Origin of the sequence: Olsenella sp. KH1P3 (assembly GCF_900167315.1) — a bacterium.
Lineage (GTDB): Bacteria > Actinomycetota > Coriobacteriia > Coriobacteriales > Atopobiaceae > Olsenella_J > Olsenella_J umbonata_A.
The window spans coordinates 209,726-222,485 of the sequence record NZ_FUWQ01000001.1; the positions used below are offsets into that span (position 1 = coordinate 209,726).

11 protein-coding genes are annotated in these 12,760 nt (G+C 63.9%); 8 read left to right on the forward strand and 3 right to left on the reverse strand.

What is annotated here, in order from left to right:
* Window positions 1-6: 6 nt before the first annotated feature.
* The 3 genes from mscL to B5D13_RS00975 all read right to left on the reverse strand — a co-directional run bounded on the left by mscL (window position 7) and on the right by B5D13_RS00975 (window position 2,690).
* A complete protein-coding gene (mscL, locus tag B5D13_RS00965; RefSeq protein ID WP_078686424.1) occupies window positions 7-444 on the reverse strand; it encodes a large conductance mechanosensitive channel protein MscL in 438 nt (145 codons plus the stop codon).
* A 129-nt stretch (window positions 445-573) separates the two neighbouring features.
* Complete coding sequence (gene dtd, locus B5D13_RS00970) at window positions 574-1,044, reverse strand: D-aminoacyl-tRNA deacylase (protein WP_078686425.1); 471 nt, start codon at window positions 1,042-1,044, stop codon at window positions 574-576.
* Between the two features lie 11 nt (window positions 1,045-1,055).
* The gene (locus B5D13_RS00975; RefSeq protein WP_078686426.1) at window positions 1,056-2,690 is read right to left on the reverse strand and encodes a carboxypeptidase M32; all 1,635 of its coding nucleotides are present in this window, start codon (window positions 2,688-2,690) and stop codon (window positions 1,056-1,058) included.
* A 289-nt stretch (window positions 2,691-2,979) separates the two neighbouring features.
* On the opposite strand from B5D13_RS00975, the gene B5D13_RS00980 reads away from it, so the two are divergent.
* The 8 genes from B5D13_RS00980 to B5D13_RS01015 all read left to right on the forward strand — a co-directional run bounded on the left by B5D13_RS00980 (window position 2,980) and on the right by B5D13_RS01015 (window position 12,305).
* Complete coding sequence (locus tag B5D13_RS00980) at window positions 2,980-3,924, forward strand: ROK family protein (protein ID WP_078686427.1); 945 nt, start codon at window positions 2,980-2,982, stop codon at window positions 3,922-3,924.
* 181 nt (window positions 3,925-4,105) lie between these two features.
* A complete protein-coding gene (locus tag B5D13_RS00985) occupies window positions 4,106-4,561 on the forward strand; it encodes a PTS sugar transporter subunit IIA (RefSeq protein ID WP_078686428.1) in 456 nt (151 codons plus the stop codon).
* 147 nt (window positions 4,562-4,708) lie between these two features.
* The gene (nagA, locus tag B5D13_RS00990) at window positions 4,709-5,878 is read left to right on the forward strand and encodes an N-acetylglucosamine-6-phosphate deacetylase (protein ID WP_078686429.1); all 1,170 of its coding nucleotides are present in this window, start codon (window positions 4,709-4,711) and stop codon (window positions 5,876-5,878) included.
* A gap of 26 nt (window positions 5,879-5,904) precedes the next feature.
* Entirely contained in the window at window positions 5,905-6,762 is an 858-nt protein-coding gene (locus tag B5D13_RS00995; RefSeq protein ID WP_078686430.1) for an HAD family hydrolase, read from the forward strand.
* A gap of 381 nt (window positions 6,763-7,143) precedes the next feature.
* Entirely contained in the window at window positions 7,144-8,211 is a 1,068-nt protein-coding gene (gene pheS / locus B5D13_RS01000) for a phenylalanine--tRNA ligase subunit alpha (RefSeq protein WP_078686431.1), read from the forward strand.
* A gap of 79 nt (window positions 8,212-8,290) precedes the next feature.
* Window positions 8,291-10,762 (forward strand): phenylalanine--tRNA ligase subunit beta, encoded by a 2,472-nt coding sequence (gene pheT / locus B5D13_RS01005; RefSeq protein WP_078686432.1) that lies wholly within the window; start codon window positions 8,291-8,293, stop codon window positions 10,760-10,762.
* Between the two features lie 59 nt (window positions 10,763-10,821).
* Window positions 10,822-11,505, forward strand: coding sequence for a zinc dependent phospholipase C family protein (locus tag B5D13_RS01010; protein ID WP_078686433.1), 684 nt, complete (start codon window positions 10,822-10,824; stop codon window positions 11,503-11,505).
* Between the two features lie 59 nt (window positions 11,506-11,564).
* Complete coding sequence (locus tag B5D13_RS01015) at window positions 11,565-12,305, forward strand: GntR family transcriptional regulator (RefSeq protein WP_078686434.1); 741 nt, start codon at window positions 11,565-11,567, stop codon at window positions 12,303-12,305.
* Window positions 12,306-12,760: the final 455 nt, after the last annotated feature.

The window sequence follows — 12,760 nt, forward strand, 5'->3', positions numbered from 1 at the left end:
GGGCCTCTACTTGGAGCCCTTTGCGCCTCCGGGAATCTCGCCGCCGCAGTGGGGGCAACGGGTAGCGCCTTCCTTCACGACCTCAAGGCAGTGCGGGCAGATGGGCACGGGAGCAGCCTCCTCCTGCTGGTGGCCGGTCAGCTTCGCCGTGGTCTCCTCAAGTTTGTTGACGCTCTTGACCAGCATGAACACGATGAGGGCGACAATCAGGAAGTTAATGATCGCGCTGATGAAGGCACCGAAGTCGATGGAGGTTCCCGGAACGACCAGACCCGAGACCTCGGTGCCGCCGCCCGTGATCAGGGTGATGAACGGGTTGATGATGTTGTCGGTCAGCGAGGTGACGATGGCTGTGAAGGCACCGCCGATGATGACGCCGACGGCCATGTCCATCACGTTGCCGCGCAGGACGAACTCTTTGAACTCAGATGCGAACTTTTTCAAGGCAGGCTCCCTTCAGACGCACTTGGCACACCGTGATGCTATCGCAAAACGACGCCCCGTCGCTGACGACGTATGACAATCGTCAGCGACGGGGCGGTATGCGTGCTATCTTGGGCCCGGTGCCGGTGACTAGGAGCTCTGGTGGCGGGGCCTCGTGAGTTCGTCGGTATCGAGCCAGATGGTGACGGGGCCGTCGTTCGTGAGAGAGACCTGCATGTCTGCGCCGAAGCGGCCACGACCCACGTGGCGCACGTCCTTCTCGGCGAGGCTGCAGAACCGCTCGTAGAGCTCGTTGCCAAGCTCGGGTCCCGCGGCATCCACGAAGGAGGGGCGACGTCCGCGGCGACAGTCTGCGTAGAGCGTGAACTGGCTGATGACCAGCACCTCTCCGTCGACCTGACCGAGCGAGAGGTTCATCTTGCCCTCACCGTCGTCGAAGACGCGTAGGCCGAAGATCTTGCTCCACAGGAGCTGAGCGAGTTCGGACGTGTCCTGCGGGCCGACCCCCAGAAGCACGACGAAGCCTTGGCCGCAGCTGCCTGCGACTTTGCCGCCTATGGTCACCTTCGCGTCTGACACGCGCTGTATGCAGGCTCGCATGGACCTGCCTCCTACAGGTTGTAGAGCGCAGAGAACTTCTGCGTCAGGTACTCGGTGTAGTAGGAGGGCGAGAAGGGCTCGCCGCAGGCCTTCTCCATCAGCTCGGGCGCGTCAAGGGAGCGACCGTAGTGCCAGATGCGGCTGCGCAGCCACTCGCGGATGGGGGAGAGGTCGCCGGAGGCCAGCGTTGCGTCCCAGTCCATGCCCTCGGCGATCATCTGGTGCCTGAGCTGCGCGCCGAAGGCGCCGCCGAGCGCGTAGGTGGGGAAGTAGCCGAACAGGCCGTCTGCCCAGTGGGTGTCCTGCAGGGCGCCGTGCGCGTCGTCGGGAACCTTCACGCCCAGGTAGGACTCGTACTTCTCGTTCCAGATCTGGGGAACGTCGGCCGCCTTGCACTGACCCGAGAAGAGCATCTGCTCGATCTCGTAGCGGATGAGGATGTGCAGCGGGTAGGTGAGCTCGTCGGCGTCGACGCGGACGAGCGACCCCTCGACGCGGTTGATGGCCTGGTAGAACTGGTTGGCGGTGACGCGACCGAGCTGACCGCGGAAGTGGTTTGCCATGGCGCCCAGCAGGTGCGGGGCGAATGCGCGACTGCGGCCGACGTAGTTCTCGAAGAAGCGCGACTGCGCCTCGTGCATGCCCGAGGAGGTGCCACCCTTGAGCGAGGTGTAGTTGAAGCTGGGGTCGACGCCGAGCTCGTAGAGGGCATGGCCGCCCTCGTGGAGCATGGTGAACACGTTTGAGGTCACGTCGTCCTCGAACACATGGGCCGCGATGATGGCGTAGTTGGTCGTGAGGGCGTCGGAGTAGGGGTGCTCGGTGCTGGTGAGGAACATGGTCTTGCGGTCGAGCCCCTCGAGGTCCATCAGGTCATGGGCGAGCTCCCACTGGCGGGCGACGTCGAAGCGGCCCTCGACGACGGAGTGGTCGGGCTGCCAGCCCTTCTGCTGGATCTTGGCGAGCAGGGGGACGACGGTGTCCTTAACCTGATTGAAGAAGTTGTTGTAGAACGCGCGATCGGTGCCGTGCTCGAAGTCGTCGAGCCACACGTCGTAGGGGTCTGCGTGCGGGTTCCTGAAGTTGGCGATCTTGGTCATCTGGCTGACGATGCGGTCGAGGTAGGGCTCGAAGCTCTTCCAGTCGTTATCGGCCTTGGCCTTGCGCCAGACGGCGTCGGACTCGGTGGTGAGGCGCGTGAACTCGCTCGTCATCTCGGCAGGCACGTCGACCAGCTGCGAGCGGTCGCGCTTGAGGATCTTGACCTGGGCGATTTGTGTGTCCGTCAGGAGGTCGTCCATCGTCGAGAGACGCTCGAGCAGGTTGCCGGTCTCCTCGGAGCAGAGAAGCGCCTTGTCCTCCTCCTCGAGGATCGCCATGGCCTCTCCGCGGTCGGGGGTCGCCGCCTCGGGGTCGATCGAGGGACCGTAGCACGAGAGGCCGATCTCGGCGTAGCGGTGGGCGAACAGGTGGCGCTCCAGGTTGTCGAGGGCTGCGATGTCCTGTCTGGGATTGCCGAGCGCAGCGGGCGCGGGACGAGAAGGCGTGCCGGGAAGCTGCTGCTGACCAGCTGCCTGGGCAAGAAAAGAGGGGACGGCGCCTGCGGCGCCCGTCGTGCCCTCGGGGGTGACGTTGTCTTCGGCCATGTAAGACTCCTCGTTGTGTCGCGGGTTATCATTCACGACCTAGTCTAGCGGTGTTTGAGCCGACCATCGCACGCTTGGCCCCCAGGCGCGCGGGCATCCAGACGTACGGCACAATTGGCCGCCGTTGGCACTTCTTGCTGGAACCGCTCGCTTGCGACGCCTGGCCACGGGGATGACCGACTTTGTTTCAAGTCCGACCAATTGCGATAAGCGTGTCCCGCAACCCTGACGATTGAGCGATACTGTAACGGCTTGAGCGTTACAGTCGTTTTGGATGGAAGGGGATCTCATGGGTTGCGTGTTGGGCATCGACGTTGGCGGCACGAGCATCAAGGCTGGCGTGTTCACGACTGAGGGAGAGCTGCTAGACGTCAAGAAGATTCCGACGGGCGACCTTGCGGACCCCAAGACGTTTGCCCGGGTGAACGACGGGCTTACGGAACTCATCCAGTCTCGCGGCTTTGCCTGCGAGGACGTCATCGCCGTGGGCCTTGACGTGCCCGGTCCCGTGGACGACCAAGGCAAGGTCGGCATGCTGGTCAACATCTCGCTCGACGCCGACGGGCTTCAGGACGCAATCAGGTCCACCTTCACCAACGCCGCGCTCGCCTTCGTGAACGACGCGAACGCCGCGGCCTTGGGCGAGCTTTGGCGAGGCTCGGCGATGGGGAAGGACAGCTTCGTCATGGTCACGCTCGGCACGGGCGTGGGCGGCGGCGTCGTTGCGGGTGGAAAGCTCGTGTCTGGCTCGGTCGGAGCCGGTGGCGAGATCGGCCACATCACCGTCTGCGAGGACGAGGAGCTCGTCTGCGGCTGCGGTCGCCGCGGCTGCCTGGAGCAGTATGCCTCCGCGACGGGCATCGTCAGGCTGTACCAGAGGGAGTGTGCGGCCCGCGGCGTCGAGGGCGCCAAGGTCGAGCACGCGACGGACACGCTTACCGTGTTCAAGGCATGCCGCGAGGGAGACGAGGCCGCTGCGGCCGCGATCAAGACCATGAGCGACAGGCTGGGCTTTGCCCTCGCCCAGATCAGCAGCATCGTCGACCCCTCCTGCTACCTGATTGGCGGTGGCGTGGCCGGAGGCTTCGACCTGTTCTGCGATGACCTTCACGAGGCATACAAGAAGTACTGCATCGCCCCGTGTGCCCAGACTCCTATTGTGGCCTGCAAGCTGGGCAACGAGGCTGGCATGTACGGCGTGGCCTACGCCGCCCTTCAGGAGGCGACCGAGTAGCGCAAGGGACCACGGCGCTGTCGCCGGCTCGCGGGGGAATGCACTTCTCGCATGCAAATGACTACTGATGCGTGCACATCAGTGTTTCAAGCGTTGTTGTTTTTCTATCTCGTATTGCCGCAGTTGGTGACCTCGATAAAATAGAGGGCGTTTGGTAGTGCAATTCAATCAAGGAGTGCGAATGAGCGAGATTCTCGAGGCATCCCACGTTTATCTGGACAACCCCGCAAAGACCGTCGACGAGGCCCTGGAGTTCATCTCCCAGAAGGCCGTCGAGCTGGGCTTTGCCAGTGACGCGCAGGCAGTGCTCGACGCACTCAAGGCTCGTGAGAACGAGGGCACCACGGGCATGATGGAGGGCTTCGCCATTCCTCACGCCAAGCTCGACAACTTCAGCAAGGTTGCCGTCATGGTCGTCAAGTTCGCCGGCGACGTCGAGTGGGAGACCATGGACAAGAAGCCCATCAAGGTCGCCATCGCGCTCCTCGTCCCCAACGCCGAGGGCGCAGCTACGCACCTGCAGCTGCTCTCCAAGGTCGCAGTCATGCTGATGGACGAGGGCTTCCGCAGCTCCGTTCTCGATGCTTCCGACGAGGCGACCATCGCCGATGTCATCAACGCTGGCTTCGAGAAGTAGTCGAGCGTCATATGACGTGCTCGTGGAGCCTGGCGCCAGTTTGGTGCCAGGCTCCTTTTTTTGGCCGCGTGGTCGCCCGATGCGTGCCTGCACGCGGTCGCGCCCTGCCCTTGGCCTACACTGGAGAAAAAAGCGAAAGGGGCTCTCATGTCAGACTTTGCCATCAAGGCGGACAGGTTCGTTCTTCCCGGCGTGCTGCGCGGCGCCGGCTACCTTAGCGTTCACGACGGGACCTTTGGTGCCTGGACGGCCGAGGCGCCGGCTGGCTACGAGATCGTCGACCGCACGGGCTCGTGGGTCGCACCCGGCTACGTGGACACGCACATCCACGGCTTCGTTGACCGCGACGTGATGGACTGCGACCCCGACGGCATCGACGAGGCGTCGCTCGCGCTCGCGAAGAAGGGCACCACGTCCTGGGTTCCCACCACGCTCACGCAGCCGGCGGGGCAGATCGAGTCCGCTTGCGCGAGCGTGTCTGAGGCCGCCGAGCGCCGCGGGGAGGACTTTCCGGGCGCTCGCATCGAGGGCATCTACCTCGAGGGGCCGTTCTTTACCGCCGAGCATGCCGGCGCACAGAACCCCGACAACATGTGCGACCCCTCGGTCGAACTGCTTTGCTCCTGGCAGGAGGCGGCGCACGGTCTGATCTGCAAGAGCGCCATCGCCCCCGAGCGCGCGGGCTCCGAGCGCTACTGCGCCTCGCTCAAGGCCATGGGCGTCGCGGTCGCCCTGGGCCATTCCTCCGCCACCTGTGAAGAGGGTCTCGCGGCCGTCGCCGCGGGCGCCTCTCTGTTCGTCCACGTCTACAACGGCATGAGCGGACACCACCATCGCGAGCCCGGTCTGGTGACCGCCGCGATGATCAGCAGGGGGACCTACGCCGAGCTCATCTGCGACGGCATGCACGTGACGCCGGCCGCCATCGACGCGCTCGTTCGCGCCAAGGGCTGGGAGCACGTGTGCGTCATCTCCGACTGCCTCAGGTGCGGCGGCATGCCCGACGGCGACTACACGCTGGGCGACTTTCCCGTGCGCCTGCAGGGCGGCATTGCGCGCCTGGTGCAGAAGGACGGCTCGCTGGGCAACATCGCCGGTTCCTCGGCGACCCTCGCGCAGGAGGTTCGCAACCTGGTCGAGTGGGGCATCGTGACCCCGGAGCAGGCCATCCGCATGGCTACCGAGGTGCCCGCACGCTCTGCCGGCATCGACGACGTGTGCGGACAGATGCTGCCCGGCCGTGCCGCCGACTTTAACGTGTTGACGCAGGACCTGAGCGTCCAGGAGACCTACCTGGATGGCAGGCTCGTTCGCTAGCGCTGGACCGAAAGGGGAGTGGGGCAATGGGCGTGAGGCTCATCCTGAGCGACATTGACAGGACGATCCTACCCTGGGGCGACAAGCGCGTGTCCGAGCGCACGGTTCGCGCGTTTCACCTGGCTCAGGAGGCCGGCATCGCCTGCGGCGTGGCCTCTGGTCGCGGAGTCGAGTGGATTCCGCCTTTCTTCGCGGGTGACGAGGTCTGTATCAGGACCTGCGTCGCCACCAACGGCAACCAGGTGTTTCTTGATGGGCGCAAGCTGAGGCAAGCCGATATGTCGGCGCTTCTTGCCCCCGTTGTCGACGTCGTGCGCGGCTGTGCGCATGCGGGCCTTCTGCGCTTCGAGGGCTCGACGCCCGTGCTGGCCGAGGGGCGCATCGAGGACCTGACGGCTTCGTATCCGGCCTATGCCGCGGTCTGCGAGCGTGCGGGCGACGGAGGTGCCCTTGGCCTTTTGGACCGGCTCGTGGGCAAGGCGAACGTCTTTCTGGCCTGTGAGGGAAAGGACGGGGCGCTGGCCCCAGCGCCCTTGGAGGACACCTCCGCGCTGGCTGAGCGCCTTGGCCGCGAGGTGCCTGGCCTCGACTTCGACGTCCCGCAGCCGGGTTTCCTGAACGTGATGCCCGCCGGCTGGAACAAGGCCTCGGGCGTCGAGCTGCTCGCCCGGGAGCTGGGCATCGGCCTCGACGAGGTGGTGGTCTTCGGCGACGCGGGCAACGACCTGAGCATGTTCGAGCTCGTCGAGAACTCCGTTGCGGTGGCCAACGCGACCCCGGAGGCGGCCCGTGCGGCTCGCTGGCACATCGGGCCCTGCGAGGAGGACAGCGTCGCGGACGCGATCGAGGCGCTTGCCAGGGAAGAGTGGCCCTTCAACGAGTAGTGCCTGGGCGAGAGGGTCTTGCGCTTCTGGTTATGGGCTCGGCGTGCGCGCGCACGTTCTTCTCGCCTGCGAAAGTGGGCTGTGCTATCCTTTGCAACCAGGCAATGACGGAGAGGTCTGGACGTCGCGTCGCCTTTGAACAGAGAGGGAGCCCACCGGCTGAGAGGCTCCTGCGAAGGCTGACGGCCAGAGTTCACTCCAGCAGCCGCGACCTTAACGTCCCTCGGGGCCAGTAGGGAAGCCGTATGCCCCACGGAACGGGGATTAACGAGTGGGTGCTCGCGAGAGACAACGTGAACACCAAGCAAGGTGGTACCGCGGATAATCCGTCCTTGGGCAATGTGCTCGAGGGCGTTTTTTGTTTTTGAAAGGGGTTTATCAATGGCAATGTCCGATGACCTGAATGCCATTCAGGAACAGGTGCAGAAGGCCCTGGCCGATGCGCACTCTCTTGACGACCTGGAGAAGATCCGCGTCGCCGCGCTGGGCAAGAAGGGCTCGCTCACCGCGATCATGCACATGATGGGCAAGGTTCCCCCCGAGGAGCGCCCCGCCATGGGCCAGCTGGCCAACACGGTCCGCGCCAACGTGGACAGTGCCATCAAGAAGGCCAAGGTCGAGCTTGCGAAGAAGGCCATGGACGCGCGCATCTCCGCGGAGGCCGCGGACATCACCCTGCCGGGCCGCCGCCTGACCCCGGGCACCGAGCACCTGATCAACTCCATCCGCGAGGAGATCGAGGACATCTTCGCCGGCATGGGCTACACCGTCGAGGACGGTCCCTACGTCGAGACCACCTACTACAACTTCACGGCGCTTAACGCTCCTGAGGATCACCCCAGCCGCTCTGCCAAGGACACCTTCTACGTCGTCGACAACGCGCCCGAGGGTAAGGAGAGCCACGTCCTGGGCGAGTCCGACGTCCTGCTGCGCACGCAGACCTCCGGCGTCCAGGTCCACGTGATGGAGGAGAAGAAGCCCCCTATCTACATGATCTGCCCGGGCACCGTGTTCCGTCCCGACACGGCCGACGCCAACCACCTTCCCCAGTTCACGCAGGTCGAGGGCCTCGTCGTCGACGAGGGCATCACCTTCGGCGACCTGAAGGGCACCCTTGACTACTTCTGTCGCGAGATCTTCGGCAAGGACCGTGCGACGCGCTACCGCCCGCACTTCTTCCCGTTTACCGAGCCCTCCTGCGAAGTCGACGTCTCATGCGGCGTCTGCCACGGCAAGGGCTGCCGCTTCTGCAAGAACACCGGCTGGCTCGAGATCCTGGGCTGCGGCATGGTCGACCCCAACGTCTTCAAGTACGTGGGCATCGACCCCGAGAAGTACTCCGGCTTCGCCTTTGGCATCGGCGTCGAGCGCGTCGCGGCACTCCGCTACGACCTGCCCGACCTCCGCATGCTCATGACGGGCGACATGCGCTTCCTCAAGCAGTTCTAAGGCGCGTCCTAGGCGAATCCACCAACGAGAGCGCGGCACTTCTCGCCCAGAGGGGCGTCCGCCGAGAAAGGCAAGAACAATGCGAGTCTCCTATGAATGGCTCAAGTCCATGGTCGACGTGCCCGAGGATCCCCAGGACCTCGTGAGAGAGTTCGTCCGCACCGGCACCGAGGTCGAGGCTGTCGAGCGCGTGGGCGCAGACATCACCAACGTCGTTACCTCCCAGGTCGTCGAGAAGGTCCCCCATCCCGACTCCGACCACATGTTCGTCTGCAAAATGGACGTGGGCATGCGTAACGTGGACGAGAACGGCAACCCTGTCCCCGTGCAGGTCGTCTGTGGCGCCCAGAACTTCGAGAAGGGCGACAAGACGGTCACGGCCCTGGTCGGTGCCACGCTGCCCGGTGATGTCAAGATCAAGAAGGGCAAGCTCCGCGGCGTCGAGTCCTATGGCATGAACTGCTCCTCCCGCGAGCTGGGCATGGACTCCGACCACTCCGGCATCATGATTCTCCCCGCCGACACGCCCGTCGGCCTGGACTTCATCGAGTGGAAGGGCATGAGCGACACGGTCATCGACTGCGAGATCACGCCCAACCGCCCAGACTGCCTCTCGATGTGCGGCATGGCGGTCGAGGTCTCGGCTATGCTCGACGAGGACACCCACATGGACCTGCCCTCCATCCAGAACGAGAGCGCCGACTTCGGTCGCACGGCCGACCTCGTGGATGTCAAGATCGACGACCCCGAGCTCTGCGGGCGCTACACCGCACGCGTCGTCCGCAACGTCAAGATCGGTCCCAGCCCCGAGTGGCTCGCCCGTCGTGTGATCGCCGCCGGTGCACGTCCCATCAACAACGTCGTGGACGTGACCAACTACGTCATGTTCCTGACCGGCCAGCCGCTGCACGCCTTTGACCTGGGCAAGCTTGCCGAGCGCGACGGCAAGCGCCACATCGTCGTTCGCGCGGCCAAGGACGGCGAAAGGCTCACCACCCTGGACGAGCAGGAGCGCGAGCTCACGTCCGACATGGTCGTCATCACCGACGACGGCAACGCCCCCGTGGCGCTCGCCGGCGTCATGGGCGGCCTGAACTCCGACATCGACGAGGACACCGTTGACGTCCTCCTGGAGAGCGCCGTCTTCGACAGCGGCCACGTCTCGCGCGCGAGCCGCAACCTCGACCTCATGAGCGAGGCCTCTATTCGCTTCGAGCGCCAGGTTGACGGCGAGAAGTGCGCGCTCGTCTCGGACATCGCTGCCGCCCTCTTCGAGCAGTGCTGCGGTGCCCAGGTCTGTGAGGGCATGGTCGACGAGTATCCCGCTCCCGTCGCCGCGCCCCAGATTGAGCTGCGTCCTGATCGCGTCCGCACGCTCTGCGGCGCGCCCATCGAGACCGGGTTCATGGCACGTCGCCTCGAGCGCCTCGGCTGCACGGTCATGCGCGGCGCGGATGAGCATGCTGCGATGCAGGTCGTCGCCCCCACCAACCGTCCCGACCTCACGCGCGAGATCGACCTGGTCGAGGAGGTCCTGCGCCTTTGGGGCGAGGGTGACGTTGAGCCCACGCTTCCCGCTGCCCGCAACCACGCCGGCGGCCTCACCGTCGAGCAGCAGCGCCTGCGCAAGATCGGTCGCGTCCTTCGCTCCAGCGGCCTCTCCGAGACCTCGACGTACAACTTCGCCGACCCGCGCGACCTCGAGATGCTTGGCATGAGCGAGGAGGGGCGTGGCGTCCCCGTCAAGATCATGCGCCCGCTTGTTGCCGACCAGTCCGAGATGCGCCGCGACATGATCCCCGGCCTTCTCCGCTCGGTCGCCTACAACCTGGACCATGGCGTGAGCAACGTTCACCTCTACGAGATCGGCCGCGTCTTCTTTGGCTCCGAGCATAAGAGCCAGCCCGAGGAGCCCAGCTTCGTCGCCGGCGTCATGTGCGGTGCGTGGAACGACGACCAGTGGAACAGGAAGTACCCCAATCTGGACTTCTTTGATGCCAAGGGCATCGTCGAGAACCTGCTCGAGGCGTTGCGCATTACTAAGGTCCGCTTCAAGGTGGCTGATCCTGGGAAGTACGGTTGGCTGCAGCCTGGCCGTGCCGCCGAGGTCATCGCCCAGGGCGAGCTGTTGGGATGGGTCGGCAACATCCACCCGATGAGCCTCAAGAACTTCGACATCGACGTTCCCGTCATCGCCTTCGAGCTCTCCGTCAAGGCGCTCCTGCGCCTGGCCAAGCGCGAGCTTCCCTACGAGGACGTTCCGACGCTGCCGGGTGTCTCGATCGACCTCGCGCTCGTCGTCGGCGAGGACATGTCGTTTGAGCAGGTCACGCAGCGCATCAAGAGCGCAGGCGGCAAGCTCCTCTCTGACGTCCAGCTCTTCGACGTCTATCGCGACCCGGTTCGTGTGGGCAAGGGCAAGAAGTCCATGGCCTTCTCGCTCACCTATCGAGCCGCCGACCACACCCTCACCTCCGAGGAGGTCGACAAGGCCCATAACAAGCTCGTGACGAAGGTCATGAAGTCCACGGGCGGAGAAGTCCGCAGCTAATTTGCTCGATTACCCTTGCGGGGCGCGGTCGCGCCCCGCTTTTCTTGGATGGAAGCGCTATGCCGAGTTGGAACATACACACCGCGCACGTCGAATACGTCTTGGGACTTGGAAAGCCCTCGCACCTGGGCATTCTCGACCCCAATGCGTTCTTGTTCGGCAACCTTGCCCCTGACGTCTACGTGGGCTATATGGTCAGCCCCATCAGCAAGGTTCTGTCCTACAACTTCACGCACCTCGCGGACGCCGACTTCATACCCCTGCCGGACTACCGACTCTTCTGGAAGCGCTACTGTCAGAGCGACTATGAGGCCGAGGGCCGCGTGAGCGACGTCTGTCTGGGCGCGTTCTGCCACCTCATCGCGGACTGCGTGTACAACGATCACACGAACGAGTTCATCCGCCGTGCGGGCATCGAGACGGGCGAGCGCACGCGCATTCGCAAACAGGGAGACTTCGACCTGTTCGGCAAGACCCTCGACATATCGCTCAAACCGGCCGTCACGAGCGAGCTTCTGGTGCAGTGCTCGACGTTTTCCCAGTACAGCATCGAGAAGGAGGATGTCGGACGTGCCGTCGAGGCTGCCTCTCGCATCGTAGACGCCAACATCGAGGGGCATATCGGGTGGGAGCCGGGCTACGACATGCTCACGCCCGCGTTTTTCTTACAGACCTTTGATGAAGTAAATGCTCTGGTACTTTCATACCTAATGAAATATGCCAATGGTGAAATGCTAACCTGATTAGATAGACATAAGCGATATTCGACAGACCTAAATAGGACAAGAAGAAGGATCACCACATGCCTCCTAAGTTCGACAAGTCTGATGGCGAGCTCCTATACGTGCAGGTCTCCGACTTTGTGCGCGAGAAGATCTACTCCAAGGATTGGGGCGTCGACGAGCCTATTCCCTCCGAGCACGAGCTGATGGAAATGCTCCAACTCTCGCGTGGAACCGTCCAGAAGGGCATCCGCCAGCTGGTGGACGAGGGCTTGCTGGTTCAGCAGCGTGGTCGTGGCACCTTTGTCGTTCAGCCCGTGATGGCCCGGCCTACCTCGAACAACCTACTCTCGTTTGGCGAGTCCATGAGCAAGCAGGGCGTCAAGTACACCACGAAGGTCGTCAAGTGCGAGGTCAGGCCCTCTGAGCCCCTGTGCTCCGAGAACCTCCAGATTGAGCTTGGCAGTCTCTTTCTGTATCTGTGCCGCGTGCGCTACGTGCGCCGTCGTGCCGTCATGTTCATCGAGAGCCACCTCAACCTGCTCGCATGTCCCGGGCTCGAGAAAGTCGACTTCGAGCACGAGTCGCTCTTCGCCGCCGTCGAGCGCACAAGCCGCCACAAGATCGGTCGCTCCGAGATGGTCTACACCGCCCGCACCGCGGGCAAGGTTCGCGGCGGCTACCTCGAGTGCGACGAGCATGCTCCCGTCCTTGAGCTTGACCAGTTGGTGAGACTCGACGACGGAACGCCGTTCGAGTGGGGTAGCGTCTGGCTTCCCGCCAACCGCTGTGTCATCTCCAACGAGACTCGTCGCGCATAGCCACATCGGCCTTTAGCCGAACCTATTCCGCCCACACCGTCGTGTAATTCCCTCCGAGCGGTGTGGGCGCTCACTACAATCGGCCGCTGGAAGCTCTCGGTCACCAAAATCGCCCGGAGGAAGCTCTCTCCTCCACGTTTGCCCAGCAAAACCAAGCCCAAAGAGCTTCCGCGAGCCGATTTGGGTGACCGAAGAGGGCAACCGTTCGATGTGCCGCGCGAAGCTCTCCTTTCGCAAGGCCGCGAGATTCCTTGGTGGGCCCTGCGCAGAAGGGGCACGCGCGCCGCTACTCTTGTCAAACGCCGCTTGCAATCAACCACCCTTCAAGAATCCGTCGCCAATTCCTGTCGGCTACCGCAAAAGCGCATAACGCGCGGGTTACGGTGGTCGAAAGCGTTGCGGCCGCATATGTTGACTGAACTACAATTGCGTAAAACCCAATCAGAGGAGCGCGT